This window comes from Rhizorhabdus phycosphaerae (genome assembly GCF_011044255.1).
GTDB classification, from domain to species: Bacteria; Pseudomonadota; Alphaproteobacteria; order Sphingomonadales; family Sphingomonadaceae; genus Rhizorhabdus; species Rhizorhabdus phycosphaerae.
In genome coordinates this window covers 1,866,205-1,879,521 of sequence record NZ_CP049107.1, presented here as the reverse complement: position 1 = coordinate 1,879,521, position 13,317 = coordinate 1,866,205, and the positions used below count along the sequence as shown (strand labels likewise).

Here is a 13,317-nt window from a genome sequence, read left to right as displayed (position 1 = left end):
TGTCGGCCGCGCCGTTGCGTATCACGCGGCGCGGCCACCCATGATCAGTGTCCCGCGCGGGTCCGCTGGATCCAGTCGTCGATCTTCGCTTCGAGCACCGTCATCGGCAGGGCGCCGGTGTCGAGCGCCTGGGCATGGAAGGCACGCGGGTCAAAGCGATCGCCCAGTTCCTTGCGCGCCTTGTCCTTGAGGCGAAGGATCGTGAGCGCGCCGATCTTGTAGGCGAGCGCCTGACCCGGAATGGCGATATAGCGCTCGACTTCGGCCGTTGCATCGGTGCGGCCGATATTAGAATGCGTCAGCATATATTGGATCGCCTGGTCGCGGCTCCAGCCCTTGGCGTGGATGCCCGTATCGACGACGAGCCGCATCGCGCGCAGCATTTCGTCCGACAGGCCGCCGAAGCGCTGATAGGGGTCGGTCTCCATGCCGAGATCCTTCCACAGCGTCTCGGCATAGAGCGCCCAGCCCTCGACGAAGGCGGTGTTGCCGCCGAAACGCATGAAGGCCGGCAGCGCCTCATTCTCCTGCGCGAGGCTGATCTGGAAATGATGGCCCGGTACCGCCTCGTGGAGGTACAGCGTCTCCATGCCAGGGGTCGTGCGCGACTTCAGGTCATAGGTGTTGAAATAGAAGATGCCGGGGCGGCTGCCGTCGGGAGTTCCCGACTGATAGCTGCCTCCGGCCTCGGACTTCTCGCGATAGGGCTCGACTGCCTTGATCTCCAGCGGACTCTTGGGCAGCAGCGTGAACTGCTCCGGAATGCGCTGGTCGACGCGCTTGCCGATGCGGAAATATTCGTCGCGCAGCCATTCCGCGTTCTTCGGCTGGAATTTCGGATCTTCGCGCAAATAGACGAAGAACTCCGCAAGGCTTCCCTTGAAGCCGACCTGCGTCTTGATCTTCTCCATTTCCGCCGTGATGCGCGCGACCTCCTGGAGCCCCAACTGATGGACATCCTCGGCTTTGAGCGGCAGCGTGGTGTGCACCTCGATCAGATGAGCGTAGAGGCGGTCGCCGCCTTTCAGGCCCACAAGCCCGACGCTGTCGCGCGCTGCCGGCAGATATTCGGTCTTCAGGAAATTGCCGAAGCGCTTGTAGGCAGGAATAATGCCGTCCCGGATGACCGCGGCTGTTTCGGCCCGAAGTCGCTGTTGGTCCGCTGACGAAATGTCGGCTGGAAAGCTCTTCACCGGTCCATAGAAGATGGAGCCTTCTACGCCCTGGGCGATCTGGGCGTCGATTTGCTCGATCATGTTGTTCACGATCAGCTTCGGTTCGACCACCCCTGCCGCCATGCCCTGGCGGAAGCGCTCGATCCAGCGGTCGACCATCACGACATAATCGCGATGACGCTTCAGGTTGTTCTCATAATCGGCGACCGTTTTGAACGGCGCGGCACCCTCGCCCGAGGCCAGGCTGGGATAGAAGGTGTGAAAGCCCTGGAAATGGTCGACCGGCTGGACCACGGTGGTGGCGAGCAGATCGGGGGCGAAGCCCTTGAGGTTCAGTTCGCTCTGCCATTTGAACACGTCATAGGCGATCTGATTGGTAGGATTGAGCTTCGAGCGATCGATCTCTGCCAGTGCGCCCAGGTCGGATTCGACCGCAATCTTCTCCGCAGCCATATAGGCATCGCTGACATAGTCGCCCAGGCGATCAGCGTAGCGCATGTCGCCGCGAAACAGCCCGTTGAGAGGATTGCGGCGCAGCGAGGCTTCGTCGCTCTGGCGGAACAGCTCAAGCAATTCCTTGTCCTCTTCGGAAACGGGCTCTGAGGCAGAGGCGGGGGTTGCGACGGGGGCTGCTGCGGCCACGACGGGCACCGCCGTAGCAAAAAGGGTCGTTGCGATAGCCGAAGCGGCCAGCAGGGGAAGGCGGAGAATCATGGGAGCAGGCATCCTGTCTGTGATGCCCGTGCTATTTCACTCATACAGTGGAGACGCAAGAAGCCCCGGCATCGCGGGGATGCCGGGGCCTCCTGTGCTTCACACTGGATTACCAGAAGAAGCGGTTGTGGACTTCGACCACGCGACCGGTCCGGACGTTCACCAGGACCACGTCATTGCCGTAGCGGACCCAGCGGTTGTAGCCGCCCGGGCGGGGCAGACGGTAGCGCGCAGGATCGGCGATCACGTAGCGCGAGTGGTAATAAGCCGGCGCGAAACGGTAGCCGGGAGCCACCGGGCGATAGGCATAGCCGCGCGGGCCGACATAGGCCGGACGACGGAAGACATCGCGATGTGACTGACGATAGTCGCGCCAATCGCCGCGGGCCTCCTGGCGCGCATCGCGGACCTCTTCGCGGGCTTCGCGCACGTCGCGACGGTCGCCATAACGCTGCGCATCGCGCAGGTCGCGCTGGGCCTCGCGAACGTCGCGCTGGCTCTCGCGGGCTTCGCGCAGCGACTGGGCCGACGCCATCGACGGCAAGGCCACGGCAGCGAGCAGGGCCAGGATGATCGGTTTACGCATGAGATATACTCCTCTCGAAATTCGCTTCGTCAAAACTCCGTGACGGGGGCCCTGTTCCTCCTCCGGCACTGAACAACTGATTCGCACAGCCGCGATGAACGCGGCAGGAACCCGATCGTCAGCGAAATGAAAGGATGACCTGCTGGCCGGTTGGCGGTGGGGATAGAGCGGGCCAAACGGAAAAGGGCCCGGCGGACATGCCGCCGGGCCCCCTCTCGGCCACTCTCTTGCCGAAGCCGTGATCAGAAGAAGAAATCGTACAGGATATCGACGATCTCGCCGGAACGAAGGTCGACGAGGACCGCGTCGTCATAATAGCGGACCCAGCGATAATCGCCGTAGGCGGGCGGCAGTCGATATTGCCAAGGATTGCCGATCCAGTAGCTCGATCCGTAGAACCAGGGATCGAAGCGGTATCCGGGCGACCAGCGCCGATAGCTGAAGCCGGCACGGGGGGCGACGTAGCGCGGCAGGCGATAGACATTGCGGTGGCTGTCGCGATAACCGCGCCAGTCGTAGCGGCGGTCGTTGCGCCAGCTATTGTCCCAGCGGCGGTCGTGGGGGCGTCCGTCATTCCTGTCCCACGACCGGCCATCGCGATTGCGGTCTGCACGATCCCACCCGCGGTCGTTCCTATCCTGCCATTCCCGGTCGCGGTCGCGGCGATTCTGATCGAGGCGATCGCCGCCGCGTCCATCCCAGCCTCGGCCATCCCGATCACGCCCGTCCCGGTCGCGCCCTTCCCAGTTTCGGCGATCCCCGTCGCGGTCGCGGCGGTCGTCACCATTGCCGGGCGGAGGCGGCGTCGGGCGACCGTTGGCGCCACCCCAGCGCTCGCGATCGGTCGACCAGTTGCGGTCGCCGCTCCGGTCCCAGGTGCGGCGATCGGTAGACCAATTGCGGTCGGGCGAGGCGGGCGCCGTCGTTCCCGCCGCAGGGCGGGGCGCCTGCCTCTCCGGGGCCGCAGGCGTCGGGCGACGGTCGTCGCGACTCCCGTCGCGGGCAGGGGGAGAGGGGGCAGGGCGGGGCTGCCCGGCGTCCCGCTGCGAAGCGCGATAGCGCTCCATCGCCTCGCGGCGGCTGTCCGCATTCATCATCGCGCCGCGCATGTCGCCCTGGCTGGCACGCGGGCGAGGAGCCGGCGCTTCCTGGGCGGCGGCGAGGGAAGGCAGGACCAGTGCGGAACCGAGCAAAAGGCCGGTCATCATCCGCGAAACGCTACGCATCGAAACATCTCCCGACGGCGGGCGCGATGCCTGCCTGATCCTTTCGTATCCGCGCGCGGCTTAGCGCCGGCTGAACCCGTGCGTCAGCCTGCCGAAAGAATCGGAGTCGATTACGACCTTATTCGGTGGACCTTGAGTCGAGGGCAGGAACGGCCCGTGCCGCATCGGCCGGATCGATGCCGGGGGGCGGGGCGGCGGCCACCGTCTCTTCGCCCTTCATGATCCTGGCGGCGCGGCCGATCGCGCGGCGAATGCGCGGATAGGTGCCGCAGCGGCAGATATTGGTGATCGCGGCATCGATCTCGGCATCGCTGGGCGAGGCATTGCTTTCGAGCAAGGCGGCGGCGGCCATGATCATGCCGGGCTGGCAATAGCCGCATTGGGGCAGGTTTTCGGCCACCCAGGCCTGCTGCACCGGATGGCTGCGGTCGCGCGACAGCGCTTCTATAGTGGTGACGAAACTACCCTCGATGGAACCGATCGGCACGCTGCACGATCGCACAGCCTGGCCGTCGATATGGACCGTGCAGGCGCCGCACAGGCCTGCGCCGCAGCCATATTTGGTGCCGGTCATGTTGGAAGCGTCGCGCAGCGCCCACAGCAGCGGGGTCGACGGATCCATCCTGTAATGGACGGGCTGGCCATTGACGGTGAACCTGGTCATGGCCCCTCATAACCCAGCGCCTGCGGGGACACAGCGAAAAAAGACATGCTTTCGCTTGAAGAATCACGGCTCCCTTGATAGGGGCCGCACTTCACGGCGCGGAAAAAGCTTCCGCGACGACAAACGTTTTTGCGTTGTAGCTGGAGACTCCGTCGGATCGGCGGCGTGGATGGCTCGCTCCGCAGGATTTTGGAGACCGGGTTTTTTATGCAGATCATCGTTCGCGACAACAATGTCGATCAGGCCCTTCGCGCGCTCAAGAAGAAGCTGCAGCGTGAGGGCGTGTATCGCGAGATGAAGCTGCGTCGTCACTACGAGAAGCCGTCCGAGAAGCGCGCCCGCGAGCGCGCCGCTGCAATCCGCCGCGCCCGCAAGCTGGAGCGCAAGCGGATGGAGCGTGACGGCGTTCGGTAAGAACGGTGTCGGGAGGCCGGCCGGTCCGGATCTCCCCGTCTTTTTTCATGGCTGAGAGAGCGAAGCGTCTATGTCGGAAGTAACCGCCGTCCCCCTTCGTCCGATCGCGAAGGGATCGCTTACCAAATTGTGGGTAGGCATCGCGGCGGTCGTCGCTCTCGCCGTGGGTGCTGCCTATGTCAGCACCCAGAGCCAGGTCGTCATGGCGATGACCCCGGAAGAGTTCCTCGCATCGAATCGCGGCGGCAATGTCGTCGAGACGGCATCGGGGCTGCAATATCGCGTCCTCGAGGAAGGCAGCGGCCGCAAGCCCACCGTGAACGACCTCGTGCTGGTCGATTTCGAAGGCAAGCTCCCCAATGGCGATGTGTTCGAATCGAGCGCGCGCCATGGTGGCCCGTCGCCGATGCCGCTCCAGGGTATGATTGCCGGCTGGACCGAAGGGCTTCAGCTGATGAACAGCGGCGCCAAATATCGTTTCTGGATGAAGCCGGAACTGGCTTTCGGTCCCGGTGGCATTCCCGGCAAGGTTCCGCCGAACTCGATCGTCGTCTTCGACGTCAAGATGAAGGAAGTGCTTTCGCCCGAGACCCTCGGCATGGGCGGCATGATGCCCCCCGGCCATGGTGGCATGTGACACCAGGCGTCTCGATCAGATAGGAGAGGACGGGGGTCGCAGCGATGCGGCCCCTTTCTTTTTGGCACGTTGTCCGTGGTGCCGCCCTCTCGCGGTGTCGCATTACCCGGAAAACACGACATGACCCTTCGCCTTTGTCTCCTCGCGCTCGCTGGCTGCGTCGCGGTTCCGCTCGCGGCACAGGAAAGTGGCACAGGGCCGCTGCCGTCGCTTCTGCAAGATATGCAGGGATGCTGGAGCGGCGAGGGCAAGGTGATGGACAAGGCGGTGACGATCTCCATGCGCATATCGCCGATCGCGCTCGGTGCCCTGCTGGCCGTCGACGCCGACAGCAGGGCGAAGGCCGATCCCGCCGACCGTTATGCGGCGCACCTGATCTTCGGCGCGGCCGCGACCGACAAAGGGGAGGCGCAGGGCAAGCTGACCGGCTTCTGGGGGGACAGCTTCGGGGGCGGCTATACCGCGACCGGGCAGGGCGGGATGCGAGCCGACGGATTCGACATGGCCTATGCCTATCCCGACGCGACGTTCCTCAACAGCTGGCGGCTTGGCGGCGATGCGCTGCGCTGGTCCATCGTTACGCGCGGCCCGTCGGGAACCGAGCAGCCCTTTGCCGAATACACGCTGCGCCGCCAGGCATGCGACCCTAAGTCGCCTGCCTGACGCACCGCGATTTCGCCCTTAGCGGCCTTCCTGTGGGTGCAGACTGGTTCCCGCACGACCGCCGCGCAGAGCGGTGAACCAGCTGATCGGGTTCCACAGCTTCGTCGTACCGTCGAGCGAGAATGTGATGAATTCGGCACGGCCGCCGATATTCTCGAACGGAACCGGGCCATCGAGGCCGTTGCGATAGGCGGGCACGCGGCTGTCGGCCGACTGGTCGCGATTGTCGCCCATCACGAAGATGTGATCGGCGGGGATGGTGATCGCGGGATAATCGTCGATCTCGGGCATGTAGCCGAGATCGAGCGTGTCATAGCTGCGGCCGTTGGGCAGCGTCTCGCGGAAGCGGGGAAGTGCGCAATACAGCTTGCCGTCCGGGCCGACGGTCCGGAATCGGACGACCTCGGGCTGGTCGCAGGCGACATTCGCGTCGACGGCGATCATCGCAGGGCTCTCGGGCACGCGCTTTACCGGCACCCCGTTGAGCACCACCACGCCGCCGCGCACCTCCAGGCGATCGCCGGGCAGGCCGATGACGCGCTTGATGAAATCGGTGTCCGACTGGGGCGGCTTCAGGATCACGATGTCGCCGCGCTCCGGAAGGCGGCCGAACAGCCGGCCCTTGATGAAGGGCAGGATGTGGAAGCTGGGCGACACATAGGACCAGCCATAGGGATATTTGGTGACGACGAGCCGGTCACCGGTGATCAGTGTCGGCATCATCGATTCGGACGGGATGTAGAAGGGCTTCGCGATGAAGCTGTGGAAGCCCAGCACCGCGAGGATCAACCAGAATATGCCGCGAATCTCGGCCCACCAGTCCGTGCCCTCCTTCTTCGGCGCGGCAGGAGCCTCGGCCGTGGGGGCGGGAACGTCGCTGGCATTGTCCATGGGATCACTCGGTCGATCGCTCACGCGATCTCCTCCTCACAAGGGGCGCGCATACAGGATGACGAACGCCTGCGCCCAGGGATGATCGTCCGTCATCGTCAGATGAACGTCAACCGCGTGGCCCGGCGGCGTCAACGCGTCAAGCCTTGCCTTGGCGCCACCGGTCAAAAGCAGCGTCGGCGCGCCGCTGGGCAGGTTGACCACGCCGATGTCCTTCATGAACACGCCCGCCTTGAAGCCTGTGCCGACGGCTTTCGAGAAGGCCTCCTTCGCGGCGAATCGCTTGGCATAGGTGGCGGCCCTTGTCAGCACGCGCCGCTCGGCCTTGGCGCGCTCCGTATCGGTGAAGACGCGGTTGACGAAGCGCTCGCCGAACCGGTCCAGCGACCCCTGTATCCGCTCGATGCTGCAGAGATCGGATCCGATCCCGACGATCACCGCGCCTCGTCCATCAACTGACGCATCCGCTGGACGACGGGGCCCAGCCCTTCGAAGATCGCCTCGCCGATCAGGAAATGGCCGATGTTGAGCTCGGCAATATGGGGGATCGCGGCGATCGGGGTGACGTTGTCGAAGGTCAGGCCATGGCCGGCATGCGGCTCGATCCCGTTCTTCACCGCCAGTGCCGCGGCTTCGGTGATGCGGCGAAGCTCTACAGCGCGCTCCTCGCCCTCGCTGTGCGCATAGCGCCCGGTGTGGAACTCCACCACCTGCGCGCCGAGCGACGCGGCGGCATCAAGTTGGCGGTGGTCCGGCTCGATGAACAGACTCACGCGGATGCCGGCGTTGCGCAGTTCCGAAATCAGCGGCTTGAGATGGTTATGCTGCCCGGCCGCGTCGAGACCGCCTTCGGTGGTCACTTCCTCGCGACGCTCGGGGACGATGCAGGCTGCGTGGGGACGGTGGCGCAACGCGATCGCGACCATTTCCTCGGTCGCGGCCATCTCCAGGTTCAGCGGCAGAGCGATTCCGCCGATGAGCCCGGCAATATCCTCGTCCATGATATGGCGACGGTCCTCGCGCAGATGCGCGGTGATGCCGTCGGCGCCGGCCGCGCTGGCAATCTGCGCGGCACGGATCGGGTCGGGATGGATGCCGCCCCGCGCGTTGCGGATGGTGGCGACATGATCGATGTTGACGCCAAGGCGGAGTCTGCCGAGGGGCGCCATGCTATGCGGCCACCGCAGCGCGGCTGCCCGGCTTGATCGCCGGGATCGCGGCCAGTTCGGGCGGCAGGGCGTCGGCCGCATAGGTCGGGACGTCGAGCTGGATGAGCGGGAAGAAGGGCACGCCCAGATCGGCGGCGCCGTTCGATCGATCGACCAGCGCGGCCGCGGCGATCACTTCGCCGCCGGCTTCGGCCACCGCCTTGATGGCTTCCCTTGAGGACAGTCCCGTCGTGACGACATCTTCCATCAGCAGCACCTTCTGGCCGGGTTCGAGCCGAAAGCCGCGCCGCAAATGGAACACGCCGTCGGGGCGTTCGACGAACATCGCGTCCAGTCCCAGAGCGCGGCCCATCTCATGTCCGGCGATCACGCCGCCCATGGCGGGGGATACGACGGCGCCAAGCTGGATTTTGATTTTATCCGGTATTTTCAGAGACAAAGCCTCCGCAAGACGTGCCGCTCTGGCGGGGTTCATGAGCACTCGCGCACATTGAAGATAGCGCGGACTGCGCAGTCCGGACGACAGGATGAAGTGGCCTTCGAGGAGCGCTTCGGCCGCGCGAAATTCGGCCAGCACCTGTTCGTCGTTCATCTGCGGGATCCTGTCTTCGGCTGCCGGAGTGCAGCATTGCGACCAGATAGTGAGATGAGATTATCGCTTCAACTGCTTGCATTCGGCTTCAAGCGGTGCTTGAGGCTGCCGGGAGCCGCGCCTATAAGGCGCTGGAATTCGTAGGGCCCGACAACAGGAAGGCACGCGCACTTCGTGCTTCACGGGGGTGAAATGAAGACGTTGAAGACTATAATGATGGCGCTCTCGCTGGCTTCGACGCCGGCAGCGCTGTACGCGCAGGAGGCAGCACCGGCGGCGAGCACCACCGTCGAAGCGGCTGCGCCTGCCGCTGCGGCTCCGGCCGCTCCGGCTTTCCAACACCGTGCGCCGGAAGCCGATATCGGTCAGCCGATCCCCGGCGGTTTCAAGCTTCAGCCCCAGGTGACGAAAGTCGGCGAAGACGCGCAATGGCTGCACGACAGCCTGCTGATGCCGATCATCACGATCATCACGATCTTCGTTCTCCTGCTTCTGGTCTATGCGGTGATTCGTTTCCGCGCGAAGGCGAACCCGGTCCCGTCGAAGACCTCGCACAACACGCTGATCGAGATCGTCTGGACTCTGTTCCCGGTCCTGATCCTGCTGGTGATCGCGGTTCCTTCGATCCGTCTGGTGGCCGCGCAATATGCGCAGCCCAAGGCCGATCTGACCATCAAGGCGATCGGCAACCAGTGGTACTGGACCTATCAATATCCCGATAATGGCGACTTCGAGCTCGTCTCGAACATGCTGCCCGATGCCGAAGCCAAGAAGCGTGGCGAGCCGCGCATGCTGGCGGTCGACGAGCGCGTCGTCGTTCCGGTCAACTCGGTGGTCAAGATGATCGTCACCTCGAACGACGTCATCCACAGCTGGGCCGTCCCGGCCTTCTGGACCAAGATGGACGCCGTTCCCGGCCGTCTGAACGAAACCTGGTTCAAGGCGGAGCGCGAAGGCCTCTATTATGGCCAGTGCTCCGAGCTTTGCGGCGCGCGTCACGGTTACATGCCGATCGCGGTCGAAGTGGTCTCGAAGGAAAAGTTCGCCGAGTGGGTCCGCTCCAAGGGTGGCAGCCTGCCGGGTGAGAAGGTCGCCGAGGCGGCTGTCCCGCCTGCGCCCGCCGCTGCCGAGCCGGCCGCGCCCGCCACGGAAACCGCTCCCGCGGCTCCGGCGACGTCCCAGCCTGCAACTGCGCAGAACTAAGGCACGATCCGATGACTGACATCACCGCAAACGCATCGCATTTCCAGGCGCATGACGATCATGCGCATCATGATGCCGATCACAAGCCGGCGTTCTTCCAGCGCTGGTTCATGTCCACCAACCACAAGGACATCGGTACGCTCTACCTGATCTTCGCGATCTTCGCCGGCATCGTCGGCGGCGCAATTTCCGGTCTGATGCGCGCCGAGCTCGCCCACCCTGGCATCCAGTTTCTCCCGATCTGGGTTAAGCTCATGGGCGGTGCGCCCGACTTCGACACCGCGCTCCACATGTGGAACGTGCTGATCACCGCGCACGGCCTGATCATGGTCTTCTTCATGGTCATGCCGGCGATCATCGGCGGCTTCGGCAACTGGTTTGTTCCGATCATGATCGGCGCGCCGGACATGGCGTTCCCGCGCATGAACAACATCAGCTTCTGGCTGATGATCCCGGCCTTCACGCTGTTGCTCGGATCGACCTTCGTCGCAGGCGGCACCGGTAACGGCGCCGGCACGGGCTGGACGGTCTATGCGCCGCTGTCGACCAGCGGCTCGGTCGGTCCGGCTGTGGACATGGGCATCCTCGCCCTCCACCTCGCGGGCGCTTCGTCGATCCTGGGTGCTATCAACTTCATCACCACCATCTTCAACATGCGCGCGCCGGGTATGACCCTGCACAAAATGCCGCTGTTCGTGTGGTCGGTGCTGGTTACCGCCTTCCTGCTGCTGCTGGCCCTCCCGGTCCTCGCCGCCGCAATCACGATGCTCCTGACCGATCGTAACTTCGGCACGACCTTCTATGATGCGTCGGGCGGTGGCGATCCGGTCCTGTACCAGCACCTGTTCTGGTTCTTCGGCCACCCCGAAGTGTACATCATGATCCTGCCGGGCTTCGGCATCGTCAGCCACATCATCTCGACCTTCTCGAAGAAGCCGATCTTCGGCTATCTCGGCATGGCCTACGCCATGGTCGCGATCGGCGTCGTCGGCTTCGTCGTGTGGGCGCACCACATGTTCACGACCGGCCTGTCGGTCGACACCAAGATGTATTTCACCGCCGCGACGATGGTCATCGCGGTCCCGACCGGCATCAAGATCTTCTCGTGGATCGCGACGATGTGGGGCGGGTCGATGAGCTTCAAGACGCCGATGCTCTGGGCGATCGGCTTCGTGTTCCTGTTCACCGTCGGCGGCGTCACTGGCGTCGTCCTCGCGAATGGCGGCGTCGACAACTATATGCACGACACCTATTATGTGGTCGCGCACTTCCACTATGTGCTGTCGCTTGGAGCGGTTTTCTCGCTCTTCGCCGGCTTCTACTACTGGTTCGGCAAGATGTCGGGCCGCATGTACAACGAGTTCCTGGGCCAGGTTCACTTCTGGCTGTTCTTCATCGGCGTGAACGTCCTGTTCTTCCCGATGCACTTCCTGGGTCTCGATGGCATGCCGCGTCGTATTCCGGATTATCCGGATGCGTTCGAGAAGTGGAACTCGCTCGCGACCCACGGGTACGAGATCATGGCCTTCAGCATGATCTTCTTCTTCATCAACGTCTTCTGGTCGCTCTTCGCGGGCAAGAAGGCCGAGGGCAATTATTGGGGTGAAGGCGCGACCACGCTCGAGTGGACGCTGTCGAGCCCGCCGCCCTACCACCAGTTCGAGAAGCTGCCGCAGATCGGGGACGATCACGGCCACTGATCGACGGTGACTTCCTGACGATGAACCGCCGCTTCGACCTCCAGCGTCCAAGCGGCGGTTTCATGTAACGATGATTGAAGAGCGATGGCGAGTAAGGCTTTCCCGATAGATATGACCGCAACGGCCGAGTGGCGCGATTTCCTTGCGCTCACCAAGCCGCGCGTGCTGACTCTCGTGGTCTTCACCGGTCTGTGCGGCTTGCTTGCCGCACCGCAGGCGATCCATCCCGTGCTTGCCTTCACCGCCGTGCTCTGCATCGCACTGGGCGCAGGCGCGGCGGGTGCGCTCAACCAATGGTATGAAGCCGACATCGACGCGATGATGGCGCGGACCGCAGGTCGTCCGCTGCCCGCCGGCCGGATGGACCGCCAGACGGCGCTTCATTTCGGCGTCGGCCTCGCCTGCTTTTCGGTTCTGCTGATGGGCTTGGCGGTCAACCTGCTGGCCGCAGCGATCCTGCTGGTCTCGATCCTTTTCTATGTGGTGGTCTACACCGTCTGGCTGAAGCGCCGGACCCCGCAGAACATCGTCATCGGCGGCGCGGCTGGGGCCTTTCCGGCGCTGATCGGCTGGGCCGCCGCGACGGGTCGGGTCGACACGCTCCCCGTGCTGCTCTTCTTCCTCGTCTTCCTGTGGACGCCGCCGCATTTCTGGGCGCTCGCGCTGTTCATCAACCCGGACTATGCGCGCGCCGGCGTGCCGATGCTCCCGGCCGTTGCGGGGCAGCGGGTCACCCGTCTGCAGATCATGCTCTACACGGTGCCGATGGTTGCCGCAGCGGTGGCGCCATGGCCTTTGGGCCTGACCGGGGCGATCTATGGCGTCGGCGCTTCGTTGCTGTCGGCCATCTTCCTGCTGCTGGCGGTGCGCGTCGGGCTGAGCAGCGAAGCCGATCCCAAGCGGATGAAGCCGGAGCGTCAGCTGTTCGGCTACTCGATTCTGTATCTCTTCCTCGTTTTCGGTCTCGTCGTGGCCGACAAGGTGCTTGCATGAGCTATACGCCTGAAGAGCAGCAGGAAATCCGTCGCCGCCAGAAGTCGCGCGCGCTGGTGACCGCTCTGATTCTGGGCGGCATGGTCATCCTCTTCTACGCGATCTCGATCGCGAAGATGCTGTGATCGCGCCTGAAGCCCGAAACAAGCGCGTGGGCGCGATCGCGCTCATGATCGCGCTCGGCATGCTGGCGCTCGGCTATGCGTCGGTGCCGCTGTACCGCATGTTTTGCCAGGCGACCGGCTTCGGAGGGACCACCCAGCGCAGCGAGACCGGTGTCGCACCGGGCGCTGTCGTGGGTAAGCTGATCGATGTCCGCTTCGACGCCAATGTCTCGCCCAGCCTGCCCTGGCAGTTCGGGCCGGAGAAGAAAGTCGCCCGCGTGGCGATCGGCGCGCGTCAGATGGCGTTCTTCACCGCGACCAATCTCAGCGATCGCCCGATCACCGGGACCGCAGCGTTCAACGTAACGCCCGAGATCGCAGGCGCCTATTTCACCAAGATCCAGTGTTTCTGCTTCACGCAGCAGACTCTGAAGCCCGGCGAGACGATCCGCATGCCGGTGATCTACTATGTCGACCCCGCCATCCTGACCGACAAGGAAGCCGGGAAACTCAACGAAATCACGCTGTCCTATACCTTCTACCCCGACAAATCCGCTGTGGATTCCGGACGGGTGGGCGGTTAAGG

The 13,317-nt window shown here is 64.2% G+C and carries 16 protein-coding genes; 8 read left to right on the top strand and 8 right to left on the bottom strand.

Annotation, left to right across the window (positions count from 1 at the left end; translation table 11 throughout):
* Positions 1-44: 44 nt before the first annotated feature.
* The 4 genes from G6P88_RS08645 to G6P88_RS08630 form a co-directional block, all read right to left on the bottom strand.
* Complete coding sequence (locus tag G6P88_RS08645) at positions 45-1,889, bottom strand: DUF885 domain-containing protein (protein WP_165322787.1); 1,845 nt, start codon at positions 1,887-1,889, stop codon at positions 45-47.
* Positions 1,890-1,998: 109 nt separating this feature from the next.
* Positions 1,999-2,475 carry an RcnB family protein gene (locus G6P88_RS08640; RefSeq protein ID WP_165322786.1) on the bottom strand — a complete coding sequence of 159 codons (477 nt, stop codon included), beginning with the start codon at positions 2,473-2,475 and terminating at the stop codon, positions 1,999-2,001.
* Between the two features lie 242 nt (positions 2,476-2,717).
* Complete coding sequence (locus tag G6P88_RS08635) at positions 2,718-3,701, bottom strand: RcnB family protein (RefSeq protein WP_226946786.1); 984 nt, start codon at positions 3,699-3,701, stop codon at positions 2,718-2,720.
* A gap of 118 nt (positions 3,702-3,819) precedes the next feature.
* Positions 3,820-4,365, bottom strand: a complete 546-nt coding sequence (locus tag G6P88_RS08630; RefSeq protein ID WP_165322785.1) for a (2Fe-2S)-binding protein — start codon at positions 4,363-4,365, stop codon at positions 3,820-3,822.
* 207 nt (positions 4,366-4,572) lie between these two features.
* Here G6P88_RS08630 and rpsU point away from each other — a divergent pair, with 207 nt between their 5' ends.
* The 3 genes from rpsU to G6P88_RS08615 all read left to right on the top strand — a co-directional run bounded on the left by rpsU (position 4,573) and on the right by G6P88_RS08615 (position 6,079).
* Positions 4,573-4,779, top strand: a complete 207-nt coding sequence (rpsU, locus tag G6P88_RS08625; RefSeq protein ID WP_029548939.1) for a 30S ribosomal protein S21 — start codon at positions 4,573-4,575, stop codon at positions 4,777-4,779.
* 70 nt (positions 4,780-4,849) lie between these two features.
* Positions 4,850-5,416: an FKBP-type peptidyl-prolyl cis-trans isomerase gene (locus G6P88_RS08620; RefSeq protein ID WP_165322784.1), complete on the top strand. Its 567-nt coding sequence runs from the start codon at positions 4,850-4,852 to the stop codon at positions 5,414-5,416.
* A 120-nt stretch (positions 5,417-5,536) separates the two neighbouring features.
* Complete coding sequence (locus G6P88_RS08615; RefSeq protein ID WP_165322783.1) at positions 5,537-6,079, top strand: hypothetical protein; 543 nt, start codon at positions 5,537-5,539, stop codon at positions 6,077-6,079.
* 18 nt (positions 6,080-6,097) lie between these two features.
* On the opposite strand, the gene lepB is transcribed toward G6P88_RS08615, so the two are convergent.
* From lepB to pyrE, 4 genes are read right to left on the bottom strand one after another with little or no spacing between them, the layout of a single operon-like run.
* Positions 6,098-6,970, bottom strand: coding sequence for a signal peptidase I (lepB, locus tag G6P88_RS08610; protein ID WP_165325051.1), 873 nt, complete (start codon positions 6,968-6,970; stop codon positions 6,098-6,100).
* Positions 6,971-7,006: 36 nt separating this feature from the next.
* Positions 7,007-7,408 (bottom strand): holo-ACP synthase, encoded by a 402-nt coding sequence (acpS, locus tag G6P88_RS08605; protein ID WP_165322782.1) that lies wholly within the window; start codon positions 7,406-7,408, stop codon positions 7,007-7,009.
* Positions 7,405-8,139, bottom strand: coding sequence for a pyridoxine 5'-phosphate synthase (locus G6P88_RS08600; RefSeq protein ID WP_165322781.1), 735 nt, complete (start codon positions 8,137-8,139; stop codon positions 7,405-7,407). Before G6P88_RS08600 ends, acpS begins: the two co-directional genes overlap by 4 nt.
* A 1-nt stretch (position 8,140) precedes the next feature.
* Positions 8,141-8,731: an orotate phosphoribosyltransferase gene (gene pyrE, locus G6P88_RS08595; protein ID WP_165322780.1), complete on the bottom strand. Its 591-nt coding sequence runs from the start codon at positions 8,729-8,731 to the stop codon at positions 8,141-8,143.
* Between the two features lie 192 nt (positions 8,732-8,923).
* Between pyrE and coxB the strand changes: the two genes are divergently transcribed.
* The 5 genes from coxB to G6P88_RS08575 all read left to right on the top strand — a co-directional run bounded on the left by coxB (position 8,924) and on the right by G6P88_RS08575 (position 13,315).
* Entirely contained in the window at positions 8,924-9,934 is a 1,011-nt protein-coding gene (coxB, locus tag G6P88_RS08590) for a cytochrome c oxidase subunit II (RefSeq protein WP_165322779.1), read from the top strand.
* Between the two features lie 11 nt (positions 9,935-9,945).
* The gene (gene ctaD / locus G6P88_RS08585; RefSeq protein WP_165322778.1) at positions 9,946-11,634 is read left to right on the top strand and encodes a cytochrome c oxidase subunit I; all 1,689 of its coding nucleotides are present in this window, start codon (positions 9,946-9,948) and stop codon (positions 11,632-11,634) included.
* An 84-nt stretch (positions 11,635-11,718) separates the two neighbouring features.
* On the top strand, positions 11,719-12,627 hold the full coding sequence (locus G6P88_RS08580; protein ID WP_165322777.1) for a heme o synthase: 909 nt from the start codon (positions 11,719-11,721) through the stop codon (positions 12,625-12,627).
* The gene (locus G6P88_RS20430; RefSeq protein WP_282097785.1) at positions 12,624-12,752 is read left to right on the top strand and encodes a hypothetical protein; all 129 of its coding nucleotides are present in this window, start codon (positions 12,624-12,626) and stop codon (positions 12,750-12,752) included. The genes G6P88_RS08580 and G6P88_RS20430 overlap by 4 nt, the downstream gene beginning before the upstream one ends.
* On the top strand, positions 12,749-13,315 hold the full coding sequence (locus G6P88_RS08575; protein WP_226946785.1) for a cytochrome c oxidase assembly protein: 567 nt from the start codon (positions 12,749-12,751) through the stop codon (positions 13,313-13,315). Before G6P88_RS20430 ends, G6P88_RS08575 begins: the two co-directional genes overlap by 4 nt.
* Positions 13,316-13,317: the final 2 nt, after the last annotated feature.